General features: G+C 55.5%; 22 protein-coding genes, 1 tRNA gene and 2 pseudogenes. 14 read left to right on the top strand and 11 right to left on the bottom strand.

The features are described from left to right. Positions 1-9: 9 nt before the first annotated feature. A complete protein-coding gene (locus LKO31_RS13805) occupies positions 10-672 on the bottom strand; it encodes a hypothetical protein (RefSeq protein WP_227691264.1) in 663 nt (220 codons plus the stop codon). A 190-nt stretch (positions 673-862) separates the two neighbouring features. Between LKO31_RS13805 and ispH the strand changes: the two genes are divergently transcribed. The 3 genes from ispH to rnhA are packed head-to-tail and all read left to right on the top strand — an operon-like array spanning position 863 to position 3,283. Further along, on the top strand, positions 863-1,855 hold the full coding sequence (ispH, locus tag LKO31_RS13800; RefSeq protein ID WP_227691263.1) for a 4-hydroxy-3-methylbut-2-enyl diphosphate reductase: 993 nt from the start codon (positions 863-865) through the stop codon (positions 1,853-1,855). Further along, entirely contained in the window at positions 1,855-2,817 is a 963-nt protein-coding gene (gene thrB / locus LKO31_RS13795) for a homoserine kinase (protein ID WP_227691119.1), read from the top strand. The genes ispH and thrB overlap by 1 nt, the downstream gene beginning before the upstream one ends. Positions 2,818-2,824: 7 nt before the next feature. After that, positions 2,825-3,283 (top strand): ribonuclease HI, encoded by a 459-nt coding sequence (gene rnhA, locus LKO31_RS13790; RefSeq protein WP_227691118.1) that lies wholly within the window; start codon positions 2,825-2,827, stop codon positions 3,281-3,283. A 46-nt stretch (positions 3,284-3,329) separates the two neighbouring features. Here the strand turns inward: rnhA and LKO31_RS13785 are convergent, their stop codons facing one another. Together LKO31_RS13785 and LKO31_RS13780 are read right to left on the bottom strand one after the other, a co-directional pair. Then, a complete protein-coding gene (locus LKO31_RS13785; protein ID WP_227691117.1) occupies positions 3,330-3,512 on the bottom strand; it encodes a YegP family protein in 183 nt (60 codons plus the stop codon). Positions 3,513-3,613: 101 nt separating this feature from the next. Next, positions 3,614-4,744: an NAD(P)/FAD-dependent oxidoreductase gene (locus LKO31_RS13780; protein WP_227691116.1), complete on the bottom strand. Its 1,131-nt coding sequence runs from the start codon at positions 4,742-4,744 to the stop codon at positions 3,614-3,616. A gap of 115 nt (positions 4,745-4,859) precedes the next feature. On the opposite strand from LKO31_RS13780, the gene LKO31_RS13775 reads away from it, so the two are divergent. The 8 genes and pseudogenes from LKO31_RS13775 (at position 4,860) to LKO31_RS13740 (ending at position 13,363) form a co-directional block, all read left to right on the top strand. Next, positions 4,860-5,333 (top strand): A24 family peptidase, encoded by a 474-nt coding sequence (locus LKO31_RS13775; RefSeq protein ID WP_227691115.1) that lies wholly within the window; start codon positions 4,860-4,862, stop codon positions 5,331-5,333. 47 nt (positions 5,334-5,380) lie between these two features. Continuing rightward, entirely contained in the window at positions 5,381-6,409 is a 1,029-nt protein-coding gene (cpaB, locus tag LKO31_RS13770; RefSeq protein WP_227691114.1) for a Flp pilus assembly protein CpaB, read from the top strand. Then, positions 6,321-7,892, top strand: a pseudogene (locus LKO31_RS13765) (type II and III secretion system protein family protein). Before cpaB ends, LKO31_RS13765 begins: the two are co-directional and overlap by 89 nt. A gap of 25 nt (positions 7,893-7,917) precedes the next feature. Continuing rightward, positions 7,918-8,553, top strand: a complete 636-nt coding sequence (locus tag LKO31_RS13760) for a CpaD family pilus assembly protein (RefSeq protein WP_227691113.1) — start codon at positions 7,918-7,920, stop codon at positions 8,551-8,553. Beyond that, a complete protein-coding gene (locus tag LKO31_RS13755) occupies positions 8,550-9,818 on the top strand; it encodes an AAA family ATPase (protein ID WP_227691112.1) in 1,269 nt (422 codons plus the stop codon). The genes LKO31_RS13760 and LKO31_RS13755 overlap by 4 nt, the downstream gene beginning before the upstream one ends. A gap of 63 nt (positions 9,819-9,881) precedes the next feature. Then, entirely contained in the window at positions 9,882-10,853 is a 972-nt protein-coding gene (locus LKO31_RS13750; protein WP_227691111.1) for a type II secretion system F family protein, read from the top strand. Positions 10,854-10,866: 13 nt separating this feature from the next. Continuing rightward, positions 10,867-11,904, top strand: a complete 1,038-nt coding sequence (locus LKO31_RS13745) for a type II secretion system F family protein (protein WP_227691110.1) — start codon at positions 10,867-10,869, stop codon at positions 11,902-11,904. Between the two features lie 181 nt (positions 11,905-12,085). Then, the gene (locus LKO31_RS13740; protein ID WP_227691109.1) at positions 12,086-13,363 is read left to right on the top strand and encodes a sensor histidine kinase; all 1,278 of its coding nucleotides are present in this window, start codon (positions 12,086-12,088) and stop codon (positions 13,361-13,363) included. Here the strand turns inward: LKO31_RS13740 and LKO31_RS13735 are convergent. From LKO31_RS13735 to LKO31_RS13700, 8 genes are all read right to left on the bottom strand, one after another. Further along, positions 13,360-14,676 carry an aspartate aminotransferase family protein gene (locus tag LKO31_RS13735; protein ID WP_227691108.1) on the bottom strand — a complete coding sequence of 439 codons (1,317 nt, stop codon included), beginning with the start codon at positions 14,674-14,676 and terminating at the stop codon, positions 13,360-13,362. The genes LKO31_RS13740 and LKO31_RS13735 overlap by 4 nt on opposite strands. A gap of 135 nt (positions 14,677-14,811) precedes the next feature. After that, complete coding sequence (locus LKO31_RS13730; protein ID WP_227691107.1) at positions 14,812-15,759, bottom strand: DUF808 domain-containing protein; 948 nt, start codon at positions 15,757-15,759, stop codon at positions 14,812-14,814. A gap of 232 nt (positions 15,760-15,991) precedes the next feature. After that, positions 15,992-16,963 (bottom strand): glucokinase, encoded by a 972-nt coding sequence (locus tag LKO31_RS13725; protein ID WP_227691106.1) that lies wholly within the window; start codon positions 16,961-16,963, stop codon positions 15,992-15,994. A gap of 310 nt (positions 16,964-17,273) precedes the next feature. Further along, positions 17,274-17,732 (bottom strand): MarR family winged helix-turn-helix transcriptional regulator, encoded by a 459-nt coding sequence (locus LKO31_RS13720; RefSeq protein ID WP_227691105.1) that lies wholly within the window; start codon positions 17,730-17,732, stop codon positions 17,274-17,276. Positions 17,733-18,148: 416 nt separating this feature from the next. After that, positions 18,149-18,225, bottom strand: a tRNA-Arg gene (locus LKO31_RS13715). Positions 18,226-18,367: 142 nt separating this feature from the next. Next, the gene (ppdK, locus tag LKO31_RS13710) at positions 18,368-21,028 is read right to left on the bottom strand and encodes a pyruvate, phosphate dikinase (protein WP_227691104.1); all 2,661 of its coding nucleotides are present in this window, start codon (positions 21,026-21,028) and stop codon (positions 18,368-18,370) included. A 104-nt stretch (positions 21,029-21,132) separates the two neighbouring features. Next, a complete protein-coding gene (gene glyS, locus LKO31_RS13705; RefSeq protein ID WP_227691103.1) occupies positions 21,133-23,352 on the bottom strand; it encodes a glycine--tRNA ligase subunit beta in 2,220 nt (739 codons plus the stop codon). Next, the gene (locus LKO31_RS13700) at positions 23,349-24,230 is read right to left on the bottom strand and encodes a glycine--tRNA ligase subunit alpha (protein ID WP_227691262.1); all 882 of its coding nucleotides are present in this window, start codon (positions 24,228-24,230) and stop codon (positions 23,349-23,351) included. Before LKO31_RS13700 ends, glyS begins: the two co-directional genes overlap by 4 nt. A gap of 311 nt (positions 24,231-24,541) precedes the next feature. Here LKO31_RS13700 and LKO31_RS13695 point away from each other — a divergent pair, with 311 nt between their 5' ends. The 3 genes and pseudogenes from LKO31_RS13695 to rplY form a co-directional block, all read left to right on the top strand. Next, on the top strand, positions 24,542-25,495 hold the full coding sequence (locus tag LKO31_RS13695; RefSeq protein ID WP_227691102.1) for a TraB/GumN family protein: 954 nt from the start codon (positions 24,542-24,544) through the stop codon (positions 25,493-25,495). Between the two features lie 112 nt (positions 25,496-25,607). Beyond that, the gene (locus LKO31_RS13690; protein WP_227691101.1) at positions 25,608-26,438 is read left to right on the top strand and encodes a TraB/GumN family protein; all 831 of its coding nucleotides are present in this window, start codon (positions 25,608-25,610) and stop codon (positions 26,436-26,438) included. 138 nt (positions 26,439-26,576) lie between these two features. Beyond that, a pseudogene (gene rplY, locus LKO31_RS13685) lies at positions 26,577-26,864 on the top strand (50S ribosomal protein L25); the annotation flags it as partial. Positions 26,865-26,979: the final 115 nt, after the last annotated feature.

Below are 26,979 nucleotides of genomic sequence, written 5' to 3'. Positions count from 1 at the left end.
CATATGCGTTTATCGACGCACGTTATAACGAAGCTGTTCGTCGGTCAGTTGGAAACCAACCAACAGTTCAAAACTGGCGCGCTGCACCGCCGTACGCACTTCGGGGATGCTCAATGGGTCAATCGCAGCATCTTCGTCGCCCACTTTGCGGCGGCGCGTAATCCGTTCCTGAATGTCCGCAGGCAAGGTTGCGGCCGCGCGGTCTACATAGGCTGACGCCTGACCTCGTCCCGTACCGCGCAGGCTTCCGGCCGCGAAAGTGACGTTTACAGTGCCAAGCCGCTTGGCAACCACGACATTGCCGCCTTGAACGACGGTGGAGAAATAAGGAAGGCTAACGGTCCGTGCAGGCCCTGCATCGCGCCGCGTCGCTTGCACGTCAAATGTCGCCAATTGATAGACGTCATCGCCCGTATCATCACATTGCGGTGTCACATTGGTAATCGACGCCACAACATCCAACGCCGAAGCCGCTTCGCTGTTTGCAGGGTCAAACAGGCTGATGTCACCTGTATATAATGGAACCGCCACCGCCGGACAGGCATTGCGAACCGATGTGATACCCACGCCTGAGGACACGTCGATATCATTTTTCTTGGCGCAACCCGCCACAAGCGAAACAGCCGCAACACCGCCCAATATAGCGAAGATCTTACGGAAGTTGGGGGACATGGAACTCATGATGAACTGGCTTTCCATTTAATCTTGCATTGGCTTCATTCATGGCACTTCGTGAGGCACCATAGCCGAGGCGGGTCATTCGTATCGATTGCTTCTTATCGGTGCATCGCCGCTCGCGCAACGGGGACGAAGCGTCTTTACCGGATAGGCCAGTCTGGGCTAGAGCCAGTCCATCATGAACATGACCAGCCCAGCCCCCACCACCAGCGCATCACCCCATGCCGAGGATGCCGCCCTTCTCACCGTTTTGGTCGCAGCACCACGTGGTTTTTGCGCCGGCGTTGATCGTGCCATTCGTATCGTCGAACTTGCGCTCGAGAAATATGGTGCCCCAGTTTATGTCCGCCATGAAATCGTTCACAATCGCTATGTCGTGGACTCCCTCAAGGCAAAAGGTGCAATTTTCGTCGAATCGCTGGACCAAGTTCCCGATAATCTGCCTGTGGTGTTCAGCGCCCATGGTGTCCCCAAAGCCGTTCCGGCAAAAGCCGAAGCGCGCGGACTGGATTATATCGACGCCACCTGCCCCTTGGTATCCAAGGTTCACCGCCAAGCGGAGCGTTCGCACGAGGCTGGCCGTCATATTATTTTCATTGGCCATGCAGGCCATCCAGAGGTCATCGGAACCTTGGGCCAATTGCCCGAGGGCGCAATCACTTTGGTCGAGTCTGTGGACGATATTGCGGCCCTTCCCGCTTATGCGGAAAACAGCCTCAGCTATTTGACCCAGACAACCTTGTCGGTTGACGATACGCGCGACATCATCCGTGCGCTTCAACACCGCTTTCCCGACATCATCGGCCCGCGCGGCGAGGATGTTTGCTATGCGACGTCTAACCGGCAAGAAGCGGTCAAATCTATCGTTGGCCGCTGCGACCGTATGATCGTGATCGGCGCACCGAACAGTTCCAACAGCCTGCGCTTGGTCGAAGTCGCAGCGCGGGCTGGCATTCCAGCCCATCTGGTGCAACGCGGAACGGATATCGACACGGCGTGGCTGAACGACATCCGCACCATCGGCGTGACAGCAGGTGCCAGCGCGCCGGAAACTTTGGTGCGCGAGGTGATCGACACCATCGCCGCTTATCGCCCGATTTCAGAAAATATTGTTGTTACGGCAGAGGAAAATATGGTCTTCAAATTGCCCCGTGGCCTGGAAGTGTCCCCCCAATAATGGCTGTCTATACCAACGTCGAACCTGATGATCTGTCCCAACTGGTGGACAAATATGGCCTAGGCACCGTTTTGTCGTGCAAGGGCATTGCCGAAGGCGTAGAGAACAGCAACTTCCTGCTGGAAACAAGCAAAGGGCGTTTCATCCTGACGCTTTATGAAAAGCGCGTTCAAAAAGCGGACCTGCCTTTTTTCGTCGATTTGCTCGATCATCTCGCAAAAAGCGGCAGCCCTGTTCCCGCCATGCTGCGCGATAAGGACGGCATTGCGGTTCAAGAAATCAGCAATCGCGCGGCCTGCCTGATCCAATTTTTGTCCGGCATCTCGCTGACCCACCCGACCATCGGCCAATGCGCCGCAGCGGGCGCGGCGATGGGCGACATGCATTTGGCGCTGGAAAACTATACCGCTGAACGCGACAACAGCATGGGCCAGCATCATTGGCGTGGCTTGGCCGCTGGCATCGGCGATTTGGATCAAGTCATGGGCGGCCTTGCCGATATCGTGAATGCCGAACTTGATTATCTGGACCAACATTGGCCGCGCGACCTGCCACGCCACGTAATCCATGGCGATCTGTTTCCTGACAATGTTCTGATGCTGGACAATCAAGTCACCGGCCTGATCGACTTTTATTTCGCCGCCACAGATTTTCGCGCCTATGACGTCGCGGTCACCCACACCGCATGGTGCTTCAGCCCCGATGGCGAAGAATTTTACGCCGACCAAGCCGCTGCTCTCATGCGCGGCTATCTATCTGTCGTGCCACTCAGCGAGGCGGAATTGGCTGCCTTACCAATTCTCGCACGCGGTTCGGCGCTGCGCTTCCTGCTCAGCCGCGCACATGACTGGATACACACACCCGCCGATGCGCTGGTCACCCGCAAAGACCCCGCGGCCTTTTTGCGCCGCCTGCGCCTGTATCAAGGCGCTGACGCCGCCCAACTCTTCGCAGCGGCCTAGTCACCCGATGAGCGACCAAACAAAGCGCGTGATTATCGCGACCGATGGCGCCTGCAAAGGCAACCCCGGCCCAGGCGGCTGGGGCGCCGTGCTGCGCTGGGGCGATCAAGTAAAGAAACTATCCGGCGCAGAGCGTGACACCACCAACAATAGAATGGAATTGATGGCGGCGATCAAAGCCTTGGCCGCACTGAAACGTAGCTGCGACATTCAATTGTCGACGGACAGTGTCTATGTCCGCGACGGCATCACCAAATGGGTGCATGGATGGCAGCGCAACGGTTGGAAAACAGCCGCAAAAAAGCCAGTGGCCAACGCGGACCTGTGGCAACGCCTTGTCGATGAAAGCAAGCGCCACACCATCGAATGGCTTTGGGTCAAAGGCCATGCGGGCCATGGCGACAATGAAATTGCCGACCAATTGGCATCTGATGCGGCGGTGATGCTGTTGCGGGACAAGGGCTGAGCGCCGATCCCCGCAGCAGCAACGCTATCTTATTACAGCCCCGCCGTCAGCTTAAACTACTGTCCCGCGTTTCAGCTGCGGGGCCGTTTTTCTTAATGGACTCGATGGCATTGATCGCCGCTGCCTTGCTACTATAGCCTTCAGTCCAGAACATTGTTTCGCTATTATATTTAAAATAGGCGACAAATTCGCCACCTTTGTTTTTCTTAATTTCGAAATAATGCGCCATGTCACCATCTCCTTGGCGGCCTCCCTCAGGCCAAAGAAAATGCTAGCAAGACGGCATTGGTCCGCAAGTGAATTTACCCAAGGCCGCTTGATCAGCGCCGCTTACCAAAAACGCTTCGGCGAATAAGGGGTAGGATCAACCGCTGCAATAGCGTCATCATCTATGGGCACGCCCAATTGCCCAGCCAGCAAGGCCGAAATCGCTGGCGCGGTTTGTATGCCAAAGCCGCCCTGCCCTACGCACCAAATAAAGGACGGAACATCAGGATCCGCACCAAACACCGGCAGACGGTCGGGCGCGAAAGTGCGTAAGCCCGCCCATTTCCGCTCCACCGCCGCAATCGGCCAATCGACCACCGCCTGAAACCGATCGATCGCCAGCGCGACATCCATTTCCTCTGGCGACACATCACACGGGTCCGTCGGCGTCTCGTCATGCGGGCTCAGCCAAATCCGCCCCTCACCAGCCCCCTTGAAATAAAAATCACCCCCTACATGTGCGATCAACGGCAGGGTGGCGGGCACATCGGCGTTCAAGCGCAATTGCACCATGGTTCGGCGAAGCGGCTGCAATCCCACGGGACGCGCTCCAAATATCCGCGCAACATCATCGCCCCATGCCCCAGCGGCATTCAAGACCATCGGTGCCATAATCTCGCCCTGCGTGGTCACAATATGCCACAAGCTTCCATCATAGTGCGCGGCTATCACCCTGGCATGGGTCAGCAACTTTGCCCCTGCTCGCGCGGCGCTCGCCAAATAAGCCTGATGCAAAGCCGCCACATCAATGTCACGGCAGCTGGGCTCGGCGGCGGCTTCGGTCCATTCGGGACGAAACCCCTGCACCCGACACTCCATCTCGGCCCGATCAACGCGCGCAACCGCGACGTCGCGCTGCGAGAATGTACGAATAAAATCGGCCACCTGCTCAGCGTCCTGCTGCTGGCCAATCACCAACGCGCCGCGCTCTGCCAAAAAAGATCGTTCCGAAAAGCCAGCGTCGGGCTGGGCCAGCATGCGTTCCGATGCGCTGGTCAGCGGCTGTACATCAGGACCACCATAGCTTTCCTGCCAGAAGGCAGCTGATCGCCCCGTCGCATGATAGCCAGCAAAATCCTCCGCTTCGATTAGCAACACCGAACGCGTGGGGGCCAATCGAGACGCCATGCTGGCCCCCGCAATCCCTGCCCCAATGATGACAATATCTGCCGACGATAGCGAAGATGATTTCATGTCCTCGCGACATAAAAGCCTAGACATGAATTGCAACCACCAACCTAAGCGGTTGCACGCCAACCGCCGTTAATCTATGGAAGTTAACCATAAGGGGTTTGGGGCAAATTTTCTAATGGAACTGTGGTTCATCGGGGCGTTGGCGCTGCTGTTACTAGCTGCTGCCATCAGCGACCTTCGATTTCGTACCATTTCAAATGGGCTGAACATCAGCATCGCGGCAGCGGCTTTTCCGCTGTGGTGGCTGATGGGCTATGAGCTATGGCCTGACGTTGCGTTTCAACTCGCAGCCGCCATTGGGGTATTTCTTTTATTCGTTGGGCTATTCGCGCTCGGCGCAATGGGCGGCGGCGACGTCAAAATGATTGGCGCGCTCTGTTTATGGACTCCCTTGGCTCTCATCCTTCCCGCACTCACCATCATGGCACTTGCTGGCGGATTGCTGTCCGCAGTCATGTTGGCGCGGGCAAAATGGTCGCGCGAATCATCCAAAGTTCAGGTGCCATATGGCGTCGCCATCGCGGCTGCCGGATTTTGGGTGCTCTACAAACATTATCTTAACCACTTTTCATTTAACGCATTCGCTTGAGGGGTAGCGTCAAACTTTTTGGCGCCACACGGAGGATTTGAAACGCTATGGACACGCGAAAGATCATGCTCATTGTGGGCGCGCTCGTCATAGCCATCGGTGCCGCGCTCGGCGTGAACTTGATGATGCAAAGCTCGGAAACGCCAGATGGACGTCCAGCGGCGGCAGCGGCACAGGTCGGCCCCAGCATTTTGGTGGCCACCCGCCAGTTGCCCGCCGGAACCATCATTGGTCCCGACAGCTTTCGCTTCCAGCCTTGGCCCCAAGAATTGGTGGACGGTGCCTATTTCGTCAAAGACAAGGTCGATCCACAAACTTTGGTGGGCACGGTCGTTCGTTTCCCTGTGACGGCGGGCCAGCCCTTGACGCAAGGTTCGCTCGTCAAGCCCGATGATCGCGGCTTCCTTGCTGCGGCCTTGGGCCCTGGCATGCGCGCTGTCACCGTCAAAGTGTCCCTCGAAGAAGGTGTCGCAGGCTTTGTCTTCCCGGGCGACCGCGTCGACGTCTTGTTGACACAGCAATTGTCGGTCGAGGAAGGCAGCAGCTATCCCGACGACAAGTTGTTCACGGCCGAAACCATCGTCCGCAATGTCCGTGTGCTAGCGACTGACCAACGCATCTCGGCTGAAAATGCCGAGGGTAAATCCGAAGTGGTGACATTCGGTTCGGTCACCCTTGAAGCGACGCCCGAAATCGCTGAAAAAATCGCGGTCGCGCAAAGCATGGGCCGCCTCTCTCTGGCGCTGCGTCCGTTGGCGGAGACCGCTGGCGAGTTAGACGCCGCCATTGCATCGGGCGACATCAGCGTTCCGGCTGGCACCAATGCCAGCGCCGAACGCGCCATGTTGGCCGCCGCTGCGGCACGTCCCACAGCCAGCCGTTCCTCGGCCACCACGGGCGGCGACGTATCGCGTTTCTGGGTGCCAGTCAGCGGCCGCGTCAACCCGTCGCGCCGTCCAACACCGCAATCCACCGTCACACAATCCGATGGTACCGTCGTGTCGGTTCCGCGCGGACCAGTTGTCCGCATATCGCGCGGCGAAAAAGTCACCGAAATTACGGTGGGGGGTAAATAAGATGAACCTGATGTCCAGCATCGCACACCGCCGCCTAGCACGCCGCGCAGCCTTGGCACTGGCCACGGCCACCATGCTCACCCTTCCGTCCCAAGCTCTGCAAGCGCAAAGCCAAATGGACGCGCAAAATGGGGTGGAACTATCGGTCGGGCGTGGTCAACTCGTGTCGCTCCCTGCGGCGATGACCGATGTTTTTGTCGCCGACGATAAAATCGCCGACATTCAGGTCCGGTCCAATCGTCAATTGTTCGTCTTTGGCAAGGCCCCTGGTGAAACAACAGTTGTCGCCACCAACGCGGCTGGGCATGTGATATTCTCTCAGGTCGTTAGGGTTGGCCGCAATATTCAAACCATCGACCAAATGTTGTCGCTGGCCATGCCGGATGCGCAAATTGCCGTGACGACCATGAACGGCGTAACCCTGCTGACCGGCACCGTTCAACAAGCAGATGATGCCGCCGAAGCCGAGCGTTTGGTCCAAGCCTTTATTGGTGACGACCAAAAACTGGTGTCACGCCTGCGCATGGCCACCCCGCTTCAGGTCAATCTGCAAGTCCGTATTGCCGAAGTGAACCGCACCTTAGTCAAGGAAATCAGCGGGAACGTCCTGACATCGGATCGGGATGGCCCCATGGGCAATGGCTTCCTTGGCGCGATTGCACGCGGGCGAACGGCGGGAACGGTTACCTATAACCCCGACGGCTCAACCACTTATGGTATTAACACCATATCGGGCACCAACACCTTGGCCGGCGCAGGCCGCCTGTTCGGACTCGACATTATCGCCTCACTGGACATCGGCGAACGGTCTGGCTTGGTCGCCACATTGGCACAGCCCAATCTGACCGCCATTTCCGGTGAAACCGCCGATTTTCTGGCTGGCGGCGAATTCCCCATTCCCATTCCGGGGAATTTTGCAGGGACCACCATTGAATATCGCAAATATGGTGTCAGCCTAGCCTATACACCAACCGTGTTGTCCAGTGGCCGCATCAGCTTGCGCGTCCGTCCCGAGGTTTCGTAACTCTCCACCGAAGGCGCGATCCGTTTTCAGGGCTTCGAAGTTCCCGCCCTCACCGTGCGCCGCGCAGAAACCACCGTTGAATTGGGTTCAGGCGAAAGCTTCATGATCGCGGGCTTGCTCAGCAACCGCTCCATTGGCTCCATCGACAAAATCCCCGGTTTGGGCGACATTCCTTTGCTGGGGACCTTGTTCAAGTCGGACAATTTCCGCCGCGGCGAAACGGAATTGGTTATTGTCGTGACGCCCTATTTGGTCAAACCCGTCGATGCGAATACCATTAAATTGCCGACCGACGCCTTCAATGCCCCATCGGACCTAAACCGTTTGCTGGCTGGCCATGAAAGCGCAGGCGAAACGGGTGGCAGCCGCCCAGTTCCGCGACTGGAAACCGCACCGCCCGCCGCCCCCACCAGCAAAGCGCAGGGCGACGCCGCCCCGGGCTTTAGCTTCCGCAATTGATCCGCCGGACATCAGGAGCAAAGTGATGAAATCTATCGCAACCTGGACCTTAGTAGCCCTTTCTACGGGTCTGGCTGGATGCGTTGGCAACAGCCAAATGGCCAACCGCTCTTTGGATAGCGTGCATCAACCGGTGGTATCCACCAACACCCATACTCTGGACATCGCCTCCTATGGCGGCTCGATCAGTTCTCAAGAGGCAGAGCGTGTCCAAGAATGGCTACAGGCCATTGGCGTTGGCTATGGTGACCAAGTCGTCATCGAAGATGATAATATTTACGGCAACGCCGCAACGCTCACCACCTTACGGGAACTGCTGGCTGCGCGCGGCGCTCGATTGGCTGGGGTCGTTCAAGGCAATAGCCTGCGTTTACGGGTGGTTCGCACCGCCGCTTATGTTCCCAATTGCCCAGACTGGAGCGGACGTTACACCACCAACCCGCTTAACGAAACGTCGACCAACTATGGCTGCGCCACCAACGGCAATTTGGCAGCAATGGTAGCCGACTCCAATGATTTGGTCCGCGGCGTTTCCAGCACCACGTCAAACACCCAGCAAGGCGTCAAAGCGATTAAAAGCTACCGTGAAAAGCCTGTAACGGGCGCTGGTGACCTGAAAGAAAATACAACAAGCAAATCCGGCGGAGGAGGCGGTCAATGAGCGTGACAGGCAAAGGCCCCGGCGCACGTGATCCCTTCAGTGCCTTCGTTTGCGACGATGAAACACTCAATCTTGTTCGCCATGTCGCGAATGATTTGGGCTGGTCGATTGAACGCTGCCACAAGGGCGGTCTGCGCAATGCCGTGCAATCGCTTTCTGTTTCTGCCAGCCCCCACATCTTATTTGTGGACCTGTCGGAATCCGGCGACCCGATCAACGATATCAACGAATTGGCAGAGGTGTGCGAACCGGGCACGATTGTGATCGCGACCGGACAAATCAACGATGTCCGCCTCTATCGCGACCTGCAAGCCAGCGGCATTCACGATTATCTGTTGAAACCGCTTTCATCGGAAATGCTACGCGACAGCTTTGCGTCGGCCCACGCTTTATTCTCCGCGCCGAAATCCGGCGACGCCCCGCAAGATCAGCCCCGTCAAATGATGGCGGTTGTGGGCGTGCGCGGCGGCGTAGGCGCGTCGATGGTTTCCACCTCTCTGGCGTGGATGATCAGCCATAAAGCAGGTCAGCGTACCTCACTTTTGGACTTGGACGTCCATTTTGGTACCGGCGCGCTAACGCTGGACGTCGAACCGGGCCGCGGTTTGATCGATGCTATCGACAACCCCAGCCGCATCGATGGATTATTTATCGAACGTTCTTTGGTTCAGGCGTCTGAACGGCTCAGCTTGCTGTCCGCCGAAGCGCCGATCAATCAGCCCTATATGACCGATGGTTCGGCCTTTTTCCATCTAGAGGAAGAACTTCGCAACGCCTTTGACGTGACCATCGTCGACATCCCTCGTCATGTCTTGCTGCCCTTCCCCCAACTGGTTGCGCAGGCGGGAACCATCCTTCTGGTTACCGAAATCACCTTGGCTGCGGCGCGGGACACCATCCGCATGCTGGCATGGTTTAAACAAAATTGCCCACGCTCGCGCGTCATTTTGGTGGCTAACAAGGTCCAGAGCGGTATCGGCGAATTGTCGCGCAAGGAATTTGAAACATCCATCGAACGCATGATCGACGTGGTCCTTGCTTATGACCCAAGGCTGATCAGCCAAGCGGCCAAGCTGGGCAAAAGCTATGCCGAGGTCTGTCAGGGCACGAAATCCAGCCAAGGCTGGGACGAACTCATGCAACAAGCCCTCGACGATATGGATATGGTCAATAACGACCGAAATGCAAAAGCAGGCTCCGGCGGTTCCTTGCTGCAAAAGCTGAGCGGGCTTGGAAAGAAAATCGGCCAGAAAAATACGCGCTAAGCGGATGGGGGTTTTGGCACGGCGTTTTAGTCAACGGCTGACGGAATTGAGGAAACGGCAACGATGAACAGTGGAATGATCCTCATCTTGCTCAGTGCGGTCTTGGCGATCGTGCTGCTCTTTGCCGCATTTTCGGGCCCCTCAGCCAGTAAAGCCAAAAACCGCCGCCTCGCCTCTATGATCGACCGCCACGCAAATTCCACCGAAGCCGTGGTCGCGGCCCAAATGCGCAAGACCATCCAAGCCAAATCCGGCCTCGGGAACAGCAGCCTGTCCGGCCTGATCCCACGCCGCGATGAAATGGTCAAACGCCTGCGACGCACGGGTAAAAACTGGACTGTATCTCAATATATTTTTGCGGCGATGTCCCTTTTTGTGGTCGCAACTGGCTTTTTCCTAATTTTGCGGACACCCTTTGCCCTGTCTGCGCTTTTGGGGCTCCTTGTGGCGCTGGGCCTTCCTCATATGGTTCTGAATTATTTGATCGAAAAGCGGGTAAAGCAATTCACCGCTCGCTTTCCCGATGCCATTGATTTGCTTGTGCGCGGACTTCGCGCTGGCTTGCCAATTACCGAAACATTTACGGTGGTGGCGCAAGAAATAACGGGACCAGTCGGCGAGGAATTTAAGGCGATTGTCGAACGTATCCGCATCGGCAACAGCATGGACGCCGCGCTGCAAGAAACAGCCGATTTGCTGGACACGCCCGAATTTCAATTTTTCTGCATCACCATTGCAATTCAGCGCGAAACCGGCGGTAATTTGGCAGAGACTTTCAACAATTTGTCTGATGTATTGCGCAAGCGCGCTCAGATGAAATTGAAAATTCGCGCTATGTCATCCGAAGCAAAAGCCTCGGCCTATATCGTGGGTTCCCTTCCCTTTTTCGTGTTCGGTGCCGTCTATTTCATGAATCCCGATTATGTCGCTGGCTTCTTTGTGGAGCCGCGATTGATAGTAGCAGGAATTGGTGGCCTCATTTGGATGAGCATTGGGGGCTTTATTATGGCCAAAATGGTCAATTTCGAGATTTAAGGAGGCCAATTTCATGCCTATCAGCCTCCTCATCACGAGTTTTTCAGCAACGCAAAGCGGCCCAAAGCTGCTGGGCGTGGATGTCATCTGGGTCGCCACCATCTTGGCTGCAGTTGGAGTTTTTGCGGTATTGATCGCCTTATACGGGATTTTGACCGTCCGTGACCCAATGGCCAAACGCGTAAAGGCGCTGAACGAACGCCGCGAACAATTAAAAGCGGGCATCACCGTTTCGCCGAACAAACGCCGTGCGAAACTCGTCCGGCGCAGTGAAACCACCGACCGGATGCGCAACATCTTGGATCGACTAAAGGTTTTGCAGGACGAACAGATCACCGTCGTTCAACAAAATTTGGCCCAAGCGGGCATTCGTTCCAAAGATTTGGCCGTGGCCGTCATCTTCGGCCGCATGGTCTTGCCCATCGCTTTTGGGTTGATTGCGGCCTTCATGATTTATGTGGTGGAATATTTTCCGGACTGGAGCAGCAATAAACGCGCCATGGCGATGATGGCCGCCCTCATATTAGGGTATAAAGCGCCCGATCTTTACGTTCAGAACAAAAAAACCAAACGCACGGACGCCATCCGCAAAGGCATTCCTGATGCGCTTGATTTGTTGGTAATTTGTGCCGAAGCGGGTCTGACCATAGACGCAGCCTTCGCCCGCGTGTCCCGCGAGCTAGGCCGCGCCTACCCCGAATTGGGTGAGGAATTTGCCCTGACGTCCATCGAAATGAGCTTTCTGACGGAACGACGCCAAGCCTTTGAAAACCTGGCCTACCGCGTCGATTTAGAAGCCATTAAGGGCGTCGTCACTACCCTGATCCAAACCGAAAAATATGGCACGCCTTTGGCCAGCGCCCTGCGGGTTTTATCCGCAGAGTTCCGCAACGAACGCATGATGCGCGCCGAAGAAAAGGCCGCAAAGCTGCCCGCGATCATGACAGTTCCGTTGATCATGTTCATCCTGCCTGTCCTGTTCATTGTCATTCTAGGCCCAGCGGCCTGCTCGATGGCTGACGCCTTGGGCGAAGGCGGCGCATTTGGCTAATATCGGCTGGTGGGCGCTTGGGCCTTGTACGCCCAACGCCCATTTCCGATATGAATATGGGCAGATCGCTATGCAGAGCGACCTGCCGTCGGGCACCCGTCACCAGATCGTCATTTACTTCTGGTACAAGATTTTGATCAACTTGCTTGCGTATAGATAGTGTCCGTGCGAACTCATTCAGATGATTGACCGCTTGTCCGCCTTGGTTATTGCCATCACAATCATCGCCATTGGGGCTATTATTTCAATAATTTATGGCAGCAATGCAGCGTCCATCACCATCATGTCTTTGGCGGCGCTGTTGGCGGCATGCACCCTTTATTCGTCAACGCCGTCCGAACTTTATGAACCCACCAACGCGGTCTATTCGGACCATGTGCGGGCACGGAAAATAGGTTCAATTTTTCACCATCCGGATTTTTCCAATTGGGCCGATCAAGAACGCGAACCGATCATCGGCATTTCTAACAATGTCGTCATGATCGCCAATGATGCGGCCGTCGCCTTGCTTGGGCGGCATATTATGGGTGCCGACATCAGGACCGCTATTCGGCATCCCGCCGCAGCCGAATTACTCCGCCCATCTTCCACGCCCCTATTGGCGGGATCACATGCACAGGCAGATCCCGTCAGTTTGATGGATTACCCTCGCACTGGCTTTCATTGGACCATCCGTATCGCTCGCCTCTCTGGTAATGATGCCATTGTGTTGCTGAATGATCGATCCAGCATTGATGCGGCTGATCGCATGCGATCAGACTTTGTGGCCAATGCCAGTCATGAATTGCGCACTCCTTTGGCCGCCATTTTGGGCTATGTTGAAACTTTGCAGGACATGGGTGACAACAGCGATCCCATGCAGCAACGCTTTTTGGGCATCATCGAGCGCGAAGCCCAACGGATGCAGCAGTTGGTGCTCGACCTCTTGTCTATTTCGCGCGTCGAAGCGGATCGCTTTCGCCGACCGACCACACCCGTCAATCTTACCGCCATTGTGGCGTCGGCGGTCCATCAATTGCAAGACAGTGCTGAACCACGCCCTGCGGACATCATATCCCATCTGCCCGACCATCGTTTGCCGATCATGGGCGACACCGGCCAATTGTCCCAATTGGCGCATAATATCATCGGCAACGCCATGAAATATGGCCGCGCAGGCACGCCGATCCATGTACATCTGACCCAAGAAGGTCGGCGCGCCATTTTGAAAGTCAGTGACCAAGGCAACGGGATCCCACCAGATCATTTGCCACGCTTGACCGAAAGATTTTACCGCGTTGACGACGCCCGTAACCGTTCGATCGGCGGTACCGGATTGGGCCTTGCCATCGTCAAACATATTGCGGAACGCCATCAGGGCCAGTTGAGCATCGAAAGCATCGTCAATCACGGCACCACCGTGTCGATCAGCCTACCGTTAATCAATGAAGATGTCCCAACAACACCAGCCAGCCCCTAGGCTATAAGCTGGATTTGCTCCCAAAGAATTTCGATAATTTTATCGATTTGATGTTTTTCAATAATCAGCGGCGGGGACAAAGCGATAATGTCACCTGTCGCGCGAACCAATAGCCCGTTGTCAAAACAGCGATGAAATAATTCCATCCCTCTCGCTCCGACGGCATCAGGCCTTGGCGCCAATTCTATGCCCGCAACCAGCCCAATATTCCGGATATCAATAATATGGGGCAAACCGCGTAAATTATGAACGGCGTCTTCCCAATAATCGGATAAGCTAACGGCGCGGTCAAACAGCCCTTCCATGGCATAAAGGTTCAAGGTCGCCAAAGCCGCCGCACAGGCCAAAGGATGGCCGCTATAGGTATAGCCATGAAACAATTCTATTCCTGCACCTCCGCCATCGACAATGACGTCGTGCAACTCTCGTTTAACCGCGACCGCCCCCATCGGCACAGCCGCGTTGGTCAGCCCTTTGGCCATTGTAATAATATCAGGTGTCACGCCCCATTGCTGGGCGGCGGTCGCGCCGCCCACACGGCCAAAGGCGGTAATAACTTCATCAAATATCAGCAAAATGCCATGCACGTCGCATAAATGACGCAATTTTTGCAAATATCCAACGGGCGGCACGATCACCCCGGTCGATCCCGCCATGGGTTCCACTATAACCGCGGCGATACTGTCCGCCCCATGCAAATCGACCATGCGTTGCAAGTCATCAGCCAGTTCCATGCCAAATTGCGGAAAGCCTCGTGAGAAGCTATTCCGGCTGATATCGTGCGTATGGCGCAAATGGTCTGTTCCCCCAAGGCCTCCGCCGAAAGCCCGCCGATTTGCGCCTATTCCGCCAACACTGGTGCCGCCAAAACCCACTCCATGATATCCACGTTCGCGGCCAATCAAACGAAATCGTCCCGCCTGCCCCCGCGCGCGCTGAACCGCCAAAGCAATTTTAAGTGCCGTATCAACCGATTCCGAACCACTATTGGTAAAAAATATCCGGTCCAAGCCCTTGGGCATGATGGCCGCCAGTCGCTCGGCCAAGGCAAAAACCTGAGGATGGCCAAGTTGAAAGGTTGGAGCGAAATCCAAGGTCCGGCTTGCCAAAGCAATGGCTTCGCTTATTTCATCGCGGCAATGCCCCGCATTGGTGCACCACAAGCCCGCCGTCCCATCGAGCAACTGATGCCCCGTTGCGGACTGATAATAGACGCCCTTCGCTGATACCAGCTGGCGAGGATTGTCTTTATAGGCTTTATTCGCCGTAAAAGGCATCCAAAATGCGGCCATTTGATCATTGCTTGCGCGCATCTCATCTCGCCTTTCTCTCGGGCATTCGGGCCGAGCAGTTGCTTGCTGAACATCAGGCTATCGCCTCTCCTTCAGAAAGCAACCTCGCGAGGAACAGCCTATGCCGACGCCGACACAGGCTGTTCCCAAAAAATGTTAATGCGCTGTTTTACCATGCCCAACAGGCAATATTTTCAACAGCAACATGACGGCACTGCCCAAGGCAACGCCAAAGATGCCTGCGCCTGCCGCATTCACAATCCATTCCCAAACACCCGACGCAGGTAACATATTGCCAATATTCTTGGCCAAGTCATGCAGGGCGTCACCCATGCCGCCCATCCCATATTCATGCAGTCCGTGCAGGAATATTTGACCACCAACCCACAACATGGCTGCCGTGCCAATGACCGCCAAAGCAGACAGCAATTTCGGCATAGCACTCACCAGTCCACGACCTACGGATTTGGTAATGGACGTTTGGCTATTTTTGGCCATCGCCAAGCCGATGTCGTCCATCTTCACGATCAATCCGACAACGCCATAAACGGCAATGGTAATGCCGATCCCGACCACGGCCAAGGTCATCGCCCGCATCCAGATCGTCTCATCCATCACTTCATTCAGTGCGATAACCATAATCTCAGCAGATAAAATGAGGTCGGTGCGAATGGCCCCCGACACCATCTGTTCTTCATGGGCCGTATCCGCCACTTCGGCGGCTTGATCGTCCAATGTCTCATCCGATTTGTGAAAGGCATGCCACAGCTTTTCCGCGCCTTCAAAGCAAAGATACGCGCCGCCTACCATCAAAATTGGCGTGATCGCCCATTGTGCAAACTCAGACAAAAGCAACAAAACCGGAAGAATAAGAACCAATTTGTTGAAAAAACTGCCCTTTGCGATCCGCCATATAATCGGCAACTCGCGCTTTGGTTCAAATCCCGTAACATAGCGCGGCGTGACAGCCGCGTCGTCCACCACAACACCCGCCGCTTTCACACTGGCTTTGGTCGCAGCCGCCCCAATATCGTCCACGCTAGCGGCAGCCACTTTGGCGATGGTTGCAACATCATCCAATAAGGCGAACAAACCCGACGCCATCACCTATTCTCCTGTCTAATGTCTTCGCCTCGGCGCATCGTCTGCGCCAACATCAATCTTTCGCATCCGCGTAGTCCGTCCACACAATTGCTGCACCACTATTCTATAATCCGGCGCACATAATCCTAGAATGACGATTCCAAAAGGCGGAACTCCACGCCCGCACAAATCCCTAACAGCGCCCGATCCGCATGATTACGCGTCTCTAACAACGGACACCATCAACCGGCGCTCAGCCAAACTCTTTGGCAAAAGCCGCAGCCGCACCAAATAATCCAGCTTGGGGATGCGTGATCAGCTTCACGGGAATAGCTTTCATAAAGCTTTCAAAACGTCCCTTCGCGACAAAGCGTTCCGCAAATCCAGAACGGATTAAGCAATCCTTGATGCGAAGCCCCAAACCGCCCGCAATCACTACCGCCGTGGCCCCCTGTGCCAAAGCCATATCGCCAGCAACCGCGCCCAATGACAGGCAGAAACGATCCACGGCCGCAGCGGCCAAGGGGTCGGTCCGCGCCAAACCAAGCGCCCAAATCAGCTTGTCATCCGTTTCTGTAACACGACGCCCCGCCAAGGATGCAAGGGCTTCATATATATCGACAATAGCGGGCCCAGCCACCATCCGTTCGACCGACACACGGCCATGCCGGCGTCTTAGGCGTGCCAAAATGGCATCGTCGACATCGTCCAGCGGCGAAAACCCCATATGTCCGCCCTCGGTCGCTTGGATATGATATTGGTCCGCCTGCTTCCACAAATGAGCGACACCGAGTCCCGTACCCGGTCCAAGGATGCAGGTTCGCCCATTCACAGGAAATGGGGTATCTGGTCCGCATAAATGCTCAAAATAGCGTTCATCGGCTTGGGCTAAGGCGTGACCAACCGCTTCAAAATCATTGATGATGGTTATATCATCTAGTCCAAGTTGCGGACCGATCAACCTTGGCCGAATGACCCAAGCATTGTTGGTGAACCGGATATCGTCCTCACCAACGGGGCCCGCAACCGCAATCGCCACTTTTCGTGGCAGCGTTCCGCCCCGTAGACGGGAAAACTCTTTCCATGCCGCCTCAAATGAAGCGCAATCCGCCGTTTGCAATGTCACGGCCTCGCCCAAATTCACATATTTACTGCGGCTAATCGTGGCGACAGCGAAGCGAGCGTGTGTTCCACCAATATCGACGGCAACAATTTCATCAGTCATAAACATCCTCTACCCACGGCCAATGTCAGCATTATTGAGCGTTTGTCATCCATGAAAGACCAATGGCCGCCAGATAGCTATGCGGCGTCAAGCTCAGCGCTCTCCTACGCTCCCGTGTCGACTTGAAGGGATGCTCATCCCAGCGTGGCACCGATGATATCACGGCTCATCCCGCTCATTGATAATCAGATTACTCGTGCGCAAAGACATGGATGTTCACCAATTAGCGAGCCATCAAACAGGCCTTGGTGCAGCAGCAGGGGGAACCGTGCTGTTTAAAGTGGCTAAGCCAATTCGCCCCGAGCCGGCCCTAGTCCTCAACCGGAACAGGGCGAGCAATACGACCCAATAAATCACGAAGCTGCGCCAATTCCAGATCAGTGAACCCCTCTAACATACGCTGTTCATGTGCAGAAATACGTTCCAAACATATCTGCAACATCTCCGCCCCTTTCTCCGTCAGGTTCAACGAAAAAGCACGGCGATCTTGGGGGTCGACCAATCGACAAACCAATTGGGCATCGACCAGTTCATTAATTAATGACACCATATTTGCGCGTTTGATATCCAAAATACGGCCGACAGCGCCCTGATTGATGCCCGGTTGATTAGCGATAACCGCTAAAATGCCGACCAAAATCTGACGCATGCCTGTTCCGCTCAACGCGGCGCCAAAATCAACGACAAAAGCGCCATGAGCACGGCGCAGATGGTATCCAATTAACGGTGCAAGCACTCCAAATCCAGCGTACCGAACTAACTGGTCCATATCCAAGAAATCTCTTTAATATTCGGCCCTAAATGCACTCACTTATCAAATTTTTTGATATTCATGTCAATAACAATAATATTATACTTTGCAATATTAAATCAAAATCTTAATATATTTCTTATAATATACTATAAATCAGATATGATCATTTATAAAACATGCTCATTCTGCTGTACAACAACAACATCAACCCCTTTCGATGCCGCTGCCCGCTGTCTTGCATCAAAGCAAATCTCGGGAACCCATCATTTAAGGAAAGAGTGATTTTCCCTAGTTTAATAAGCCGTCACAATTTCAAACATGGGCAAGAGCCATCGCACGAATTGTCGTGCAGGCCGAACAAAAGGCTCGGACAGCAAATATCCTGAACGCACTGCATTGCGTTAATGGATAGCATATATTTTTAGGAAAAGTGGCGCACCCGGAACGATTCGAACGTCCGACCCTCAGATTCGTAGTCTGATGCTCTATCCAGCTGAGCTACGGGTGCGCGGTGAGAGCCCTTTACGTGGGCGACCTATTGGGCGCAAGCCCTAAAATGATCATTTCCCATCAAATTTTGAATATTTCACAAAAAACGGGGCCGCGCATAAACGCAGCCCCGTCCATTATTTTCCAGAAGATAGCGGATTTTACCGGTTCTTCAGCGCCGATTGCGCTGCGGCCAAACGCGCGATTGGCACGCGATATGGTGATGCGCTGACATAGTCCAAGCCAGTCTGTTCACAGAAATGAATGCTTGGGGCATCGCCGCCATGCTCACCGCAAATGCCCAGCTTAATATTGGGGCGGGTCTGACGGCCACGTTCCGTTGCAATTTCAATCAACTGGCCAACACCTTCGACATCAATGCTGACGAATGGGTCGGTCAGGAAAATACCCTTGTCGACATATTGCGTCAGGAAACGACCCGCATCGTCACGGCTGATACCGATGGTCGTCTGCGTCAAATCATTGGTACCAAAGCTGAAGAATTCGGCAGCATCGGCGATTTCGCCGGCCATCAAGGCCGCACGCGGCAGTTCGATCATAGTGCCAACCAAATAGTCCAGCGTGCGACCCTTTTCGGCGAACACGGCTTGCGCTGCTTCATCGACCACCGCCTTCATCAGATCAAATTCACGGCGGCTTGCCACCAATGGGATCATCACTTCTGGGATGGGTGCGGCCCCGCTTTGTTCAGCAATATCACATGCCGCCTCAAAGATCGCACGGGCCTGCATTTCATAGATTTCGGGGTAAGTGACGCCAAGGCGGCACCCACGATGGCCCAGCATCGGGTTGAATTCATGCAATTCGTTGGCCCGTGCCTTCAGCTTTTCAACCGCCACACCGGCAGCCGCCGCGACGGTCGCGAAATCTTCTTCGCGGGTCGGCAAAAACTCATGCAGCGGCGGATCGAGCAGCCGGATTGTCACAGGCAGGCCCGCCATGACGCCAAATATCCCTGCAAAATCTTTGCGCTGTTCTGGCAGCAACTTGGCCAATGCCGTGCGGCGGCCAGCTTCGTCTTCGGCCAGAATCATTTCACGCACGGCCGTAATACGGTCGGCGTCAAAGAACATATGTTCGGTGCGGCACAAACCAATGCCCTCTGCGCCAAAGTCGCGTGCGACCTGTGCGTCAGCGGGGGTTTCTGCATTGGTACGCACCTTCATGCGGCGAACCTTGTCGGCCCATGTCATCAGCGTGCCAAAATCGCCCACCAATTCTGGCAGCAAGGTCGGCACTTCACCGGCCATCACTTCGCCCGTACCGCCATCCAACGTGATGATATCGCCTTCATTCAAGACACGATCACCGATACGCAGCACCTTGGCATTATTATCAATGGCCAAACCACCAGCGCCCGAAACGCACGGACGGCCCATGCCGCGCGCCACAACGGCCGCGTGGCTGGTCATGCCACCACGCGCGGTCAAAATACCCTTTGCGGCGTGCATGCCGTGAATATCTTCTGGCGATGTTTCGACGCGAACGAGGATCACCGCTTCACCCTTGGCTGCGGCCTGTTCGGTACTGTCAGCGTCGAACATGATTTTGCCCGATGCCGCACCGGGGCTGGCTGGCAAGCCCTTGGTCAGCACATCACGGGGCGCCTTGGGGTCCAGCGTTGGATGCAGCAATTGGTCCAAAGCGCTTGGATCGACGCGCAGCACAGCTTCTTCTTCCGAGATCAAGCCTTCGGCCGCCATATCCACGGCGATTTTCAGCGCTGCCTTGGCGGTGCGCTTTCCGCTACGGGTTTGCAGCATCCACAATACGCCGCGCTCCACGGTGAATTCGATGTCCTGCATGTCGCGATAATGATTTTCCAGCGTGTCGAACACATTACCCAATTCGGTAAAGGTTTCTGGCATCGCCTCTTCCATCGACAAAGGCTTGGCCCCTGCCCGCTCACGTGCCGCTTTGGTCAGATATTGCGGGGTACGGATACCCGCCACAACATCTTCGCCCTGTGCATTAATCAGCCACTCGCCATACCATGCACGCTCGCCGGTAGCAGGGTCGCGGGTGAAGGCCACGCCGGTTGCCGATGTGTCGCCCATATTGCCGAACACCATGGCCTGTACGTTCACAGCCGTGCCCCATTCCGCAGGGATGGAGTTCAAGCGGCGATAAACCTTCGCACGATCGCTTTCCCAGCTTTCGAACACAGCGCCAATCGCGCCCCACAATTGATCGCGGGGTTCTTGCGGGAACGGCGCGCCGGTTTCGCGCTCAACAATGGCTTGATATTCGGCGACCAGCTTCTGCCAATCTTCGGCCGACATTTCGGTATCAAGGAAGAAACCTTTGTCTTCCTTGGCCACCTCCAGCGCCTCTTCAAATTCTGCATGATCAAGGCCCATGACCACATCGGCGTACATTTGAATGAAACGACGATAGCTGTCCCACGCAAAGCGCGCATCACCCGATGCGTCCGCCAAGCCTTTGACAGTGTCGTCGTTCAGACCAAGGTTCAGCACCGTGTCCATCATGCCCGGCATGGAAACCCGCGCGCCCGAACGAACCGACACCAGCAACGGATTGGTCGCGTCGCCGAACTTCTTGCCCGTGATGCCTTCGATGTGAACGATACCGTTTACAACTTCTTCGGCCAAACCAGCAGGATAGCTTTCCCCATTGGCGTAATAGGCCGTGCAAACTTCGGTGGTGATCGTAAAACCGGGAGGCACCGGCAGGCCAATCGAGGCCATTTCCGCAAGGTTCGAACCCTTGCCGCCCAGCAATTCCTTCGCGCGTTCTGCCGTTGTGGCTGATCCGCCGAACAAATGCACCATCGTCGTCATGTCACACTCCTGCTGTCCCATCGGGACGGTTCGCGGGGAATAGTTATGCAAAAATAATTGGTCGAGTTAGTTTTCCTACGCGCCTGACAAGCACATAGAAAGACTTACCCTTCGATCTTCGAAAAATCTGCGACGCCGTGAACAGCGCGCTTGAAACGATCGAGCAATCCCAAGCGATAAGCGCGGACGGCCACATCAGGATCATTGACCATCACGCCATCAAAGAACGCGTCAATCGGCGCACGAAGGCTGGCCAAGGCCGCCATCGCATCGGTGAAGCGTTCGCCTTCTACCGCCGCATGAGCGGCAGGCTCCGCCGCTTCTAAAGCGGCGTTCAAAGCAGCGTCCGCAGGCGTCGGCGCGCTGGCGGATGGCGCATCGGCCACCTCGCCTGCTTGCTTCAAGATATTGGCGGCGCGCTTATAACCGGCGAGAAGATTTGCCCCGTCATCGGTCGCCATAAAGGCTTGCAGCGCCTTCACGCGGGCGAGTAGAACGACAATATCGTCTGTCGAGACTAAGCTAAAAACAGCGTCGAGCAAATCATGTTTCACGCCAGCTTCACGCTGCTGCACTTTCAAACGGTCCATCAAAAACGAGTAAATCTCAACGAGCTTTACCGCGTTTTCACGGTCACGCTGAATAACAACTGGCGCCGCACCAGAATTCGCTGACGGGCTATTTTTTGGGAATGCCAAATTAAGTAGGTTCAGCACATTGTCTGGATGATCCATATGCTTGGCTATACCAAGCACATCCTCGACCTTTTCTTCAAATTCATTCCTATAAATCGTGCCCAACACGCCGAAACAAGCTTCCAGTGCGACACGGGAAATAGGCATACGCAAACCATTGATTGTTATCAATTGAACGATTGCTATACCCGCGCGCCGTAGTGCGAACGGATCCTTAGACCCTGTTGGTTTTTCGTTGATTAAAAAGAACGCGCATAAGGTATCGAGCTTATCAGCTAGAGACACTGCGATCGTGACTGGCGCGGTGGGCACGTCGTCAGCTTGACCTATTGGCTTATAGTGATCTCGCACAGCATTTGCGACAGCGTCAGCTTGCCCTTCTGCTCGAGCGTAATATCCACCCATAACGCCTTGAAGTTCAGGAAACTCGCCTACCATTTCGGTGACAAGGTCAGCCTTCGAAAGCAGTGCAGCCTGTTTCGCAGCCTCTGGATCACAGTTTGGAACAAAACCATTAGCAGCAATATATTCCGCCAACTTCGCAACACGCGCCACTTTATCGGCAACGCTGCCCAGCTTTTCATGGAAAGTGATATTGCCTAGCTTTTCAGCATGAACGGCCAGCGGCTTTTTCTGATCGACTTCCCAGAAGAAGCGCGCATCAGAAAGGCGCGCCGCCAAAACCTTTTGGTTACCCGCGACAATTTCTTTGCCGCCGTCGGTCGCCGCAATATTGTTGGTGCAAACAAAGCCATTGGCGAGCTTGCCCGCCGCATCATTCACCACAAAATATTTTTGGTTCACGCGCGCGGTCAATTGGATCACTTCTGGCGGCACAGCCAAAAATTCGTCGTCAAAGCGCCCCAGCAAAGGCACGGGCCATTCGGTCAGGCCCGCATTTTCGATGACTAAACCTTCATCCTCCACCAAAGTCAGGCCCGCATCGGCAGCGACCTTCGCCGCGCCGTCGCGCACGATATTTTGACGCTCGACATGATCGACGATCACATAGGCTTCGCGCAATTTCGCTGCATATTCAGCGGCATTGCTAATGTGGATATCGCCCTCGCTGTGGAAGCGGTGACCACGTGTGATCTGGCCCGATGCCACGCCGCCAATTTCGCATTCGACACTCTCATCGCCCAGCAGCGCCACAATGCCCGACAGCGGACGCACCCAGCGCAAGCTTTCGCTGCTGGTGCTGGCTTTGCCCCAGCGCATCGATTTTGGCCAAGCGAAAGCACGAATGATGCCGGGAATGGCTTCGGCCAGCACCGCCTTGGTATCGCGGCCCGGCTTGTTGATGACGGCGAAATAAACGCCATCGCGGTCTTCCAACTGGTCCTGCGTCAGTCCGGTTTTGCGAAGAAAACCTTCCAAAGCTTGGGGCGGTGCGCTGCTACGCGGGCCTTTTAGCTCTTCGCTGACCGCTGCGGTTGCCAAGGGCAAATCCTTGGCGATCAGGGCCAAACGACGCGGCGTTGACCAGACGCTGAGTTCGCCAACCGTCAGGCCAGCCGCTGCCATTTGGGCGCGGAACAGTTTTTCCAGTTCAGCCCGAGCGGCGGCCTGCATGCGCGCAGGAATTTCTTCACTGCGTAATTCTAATAAAAAGTCAGCGCCGCTCATAGCGTCCACCCCGGATATTTCGCTGTCCATATTTCCGATTGGCTATCAATCCAAGCCTTACAACTGCCCTTCGCCATATCGCGAACGCGAGCCATATAATTGGCGCGCTCTTGCACGCTAATCACGCCGCGTGCTTGCAGCAGATTGAACAAATGGCTGGCCTCAATCGCTTGGTCATAAGCGGCCAAGGGCACGCCCGCTTCGATGGCGCGCTGGCATTCGGCTTCTGCCGCCTTAAAGCCCGCAAATAACGTATCCGTGTCGGCAACTTCGAAGTTCCACTTCGAGAATTGACGCTCATTTTCCAGATAGACATCGCCATAGCTCAGCCCCGCAACATCACCGACAGGGTCAGAAAAGCGCAGGTCATACACATTGTCGACATTCTGGATATACATCGCCAGACGTTCCAGACCATAGGTCAGCTCGCCCGCAACGGGCTTGCAATCAAAGCCGCCCATTTGCTGGAAATAGGTGAATTGCGTCACCTCCATACCATCGCACCAAACTTCCCAGCCCAGCCCCCACGCGCCCAGCGTCGGGCTTTCCCAGTCATCTTCGACAAAGCGAATGTCGTGCAACATTGGGTCAATGCCAATGGCCTTTAAGCTGCCCAAATATTGTTCTTGCAGGTCGGCCGGCGACGGTTTCAGGATGACCTGATATTGATAATAATGCTGCAACCGGTTGGGGTTCTCGCCATAGCGCCCGTCCGTCGGACGACGACTTGGCTGAACATAGGCCACATTCCAAGGCTCTGGGCCAAGGCTACGCAGCGTGGTGGCGGGATGGAAGGTCCCTGCGCCCACGCGCATATCATAGGGCTGTAAAATCGCGCAGCCGCGAGCGGCCCAATACGCATGAAGGGTCAGGATCATATCCTGAAAACTAAGCGATTGCTTGGCTTCGGCGTTCGCCACGGCCTATCTTCCTTCGCAGGTGCAAAATATTGTTTGCGCATTGGCGCACAGGGCGCAGATGGTCAAGGCCATAGCGCAGGAAAGTCGGTTATAAAGTAACAAACATCGTCGGATTTTCCGTGGTTCCGCGCTCTTTTCTCGATGCCGGCCTATTTTGCCGCTTTCACTGCCACCCGTCTCCACCTAGCATAGAGAGCCAAAGAAAATCGAAATCATGCCGAGGCGCCCTTTAACGGCACAGACCTCTGCATGAAATAGGACCCCTGTGAATGATGCGCCTCCTAGCTTTCCTATCCCATATTGCCTTGCCCGCCCTGCTCCTTCTGCCTGCCACAAGTTGGGCGACACAGCCTGCCCCCGCCGAGACTATTGATGGCGCGATCATTGATATAGTGGAAACGACAGCGCCAACCGATGCCAAACCCGGTCTGTGGCTGCTGCAAGACGATGACACCAAAATTTACCTGTTCGGCACCGTTCACTTTTTACGCCCGGAAACACAGTGGCAAAATGCGACCATCAGCAACGCCTTTGCCAGTGCCGACACCTTGATGCTGGAAATTGCGATGGATGGCGATGACGCTGCGATGGCCCAAAAAATCATGCCCCTCGCCCTCGCCAAGGGCACCCCGCCGCTATCGCAGCAATTGTCCCAAAAAGATCGCGCCGCCTATCACCAAGCCATGACCAAATATGGCCTTGCACCCACCGCCTTTGACGCGTTCAAGCCTTGGTTCGCGGCGACAACCTTGTCCTTATTACCCGCTGTTCAAGCAGGCTTTAACCCCAATAATGGCGTCGAGAAAATTTTGTCTGCTCAAGCCAAGGGTCAAAATAAGTCCACTGCCGCACTGGAAACGGTGGAACAGCAATTGGGCTATTTCGACATGCTGCCCAGCAAATTGCAAATACGCTACCTAAATGAAAGCGTCAAAACGCTGGACCAATCGACCCAAGTTCTCGACGATATGGTGTCGATGTGGCTGCAAGGCCGAACGGAAGAACTGGCGGCGCTGATCAACGAATCCCTCGAAACCTCACCCGAATTGCACCATCTGTTGCTGGACGCCCGCAATCAAGATTGGGCCGCAAAACTCGAAAACCGGCTGGCACAACCCGGCACCGTCTTCGTGGCCGTTGGCTCGGGTCATTTGGCTGGTAAAGGCAGCGTTCAAGAATATTTGGCCAAGCGCGGCCTGACTGCCGAGCGCGTGGCCTACTAACGGCGCGCCCTGCAATCCGTTTGGCCAGCGCATCATCATCACGGGGGAAGGGATCAGACCTATGATTGGGGGAGGCTTTCGAGCAATCATTGCGGCTCTATGCGCCGCTGCCATGCTAACAGCATGCGGCGCGCCCGACACGCAGCAAGCGCGCCCTGCCCTGTGGCTGGTGTCCGATGACGACACCTCCATTTATTTGCTGGGCACGATGCACGCCCTGCCCGATCATATGGAATGGCAAACAGGCCCGGTTCGTAAAGCCATAGCGGCCGCAGACATGCTGATCTTGGAACTCAGCCCACCGCAAGCGCAGCAAGCAGGCGCGATCTTTTCGAAACTGGCCGCCCGCACTACGCCGCTGGCCGTTCCCGAACGGCTAGCCCCTGCCGCTTTGACGCAATACCGATCGCTTCCCTTAACCCAGCGACTCGCCCTGTCCGATAAATTGGACGATTGGGCGCTGATGCTAATCTTGGGCCAAAAAGCCGCGCAAGACGCTAAGCTCAGCAGCAGCATCGGGGTCGAGGCAAGGCTGACAGAGGCGTTCACCGCCGCCAAAAAACCGATCAGCGGTCTGGAAACCGCGGAATCCCAATTGATGATTTTTGAAACCCTGTCACCGGACACCCAACGCTTGTTGCTGAACAAAGCCATGACCAAGGCCAACAGCGCCTCCGACGACGTGCTCGCGCTTCTCGCAGCATGGGCAAAAGGCGATGTCATCGGACTGGAAAGAAAAATCAACGAAGATGTCGATGAGGTGCCAGACGCCCATCAACGTCTGATTAGCGACCGCAACCAACGCTGGGCAACATGGACTGTACAGCGCATGGCGGAACCGGGAACCATCTTGCTGGCGGTGGGCGCTGGCCATATGGTCGGCCCAGAAGGTTTGCCCGCCTTGTTGCACAATCGCGGACTGACGGTCACACGGCTACAATAACCCCCTTGCGCGGTCGGAAAGTGACCGCTCTGCGCCACTAGGCTTGCATTTCTTGGCCAACATGGCTATTCGCGCGCCTTCTGTCATGGTCATCCCTGGAGGCGTGGCAGAAATTGAACTGAATATGGAGATAATGTTATGAGCAATCAGCTGACGCTGACGGCCGAAACGCGTGACCGCGCTGGCAAGGGAGCCTCGCGTGAACTGCGTCGCAATGGTCGCGTTCCTGCCGTCATTTATGGTGGCAACGAAGAACCCCAAATCATCCACGTCGAAGAAAAGCTACTGACTCGCCAGTTGATGACGGGCAAGTTTTTTGACTCGGAAATCCTGATCGAAGTGGACGGCAAGACCATCACCACTCTGCCAAAGGATGTAGCGTTCCACCCTGTAAAGGACACGCCGATCCACGCAGACTTCCTGCGCAAGGCTTAATCGTTGATCCAGCGAGCATTGGGACCCCAATGCCCCCGCTGACGCGATAAACATGCTTAGGTCAGGCCCCTTTCCCAACGAAAGGGGCCTGATTTATTTCTGCCCA

The sequence above is a fragment of the Sphingopyxis yananensis genome, from assembly GCF_020687785.1.
In the GTDB taxonomy this organism is placed as follows: Bacteria; Pseudomonadota; Alphaproteobacteria; order Sphingomonadales; family Sphingomonadaceae; genus Sphingopyxis; species Sphingopyxis yananensis.
Note: the sequence above shows the minus strand (reverse complement) of the source record. Positions and strands in the feature narration are given on the sequence as shown.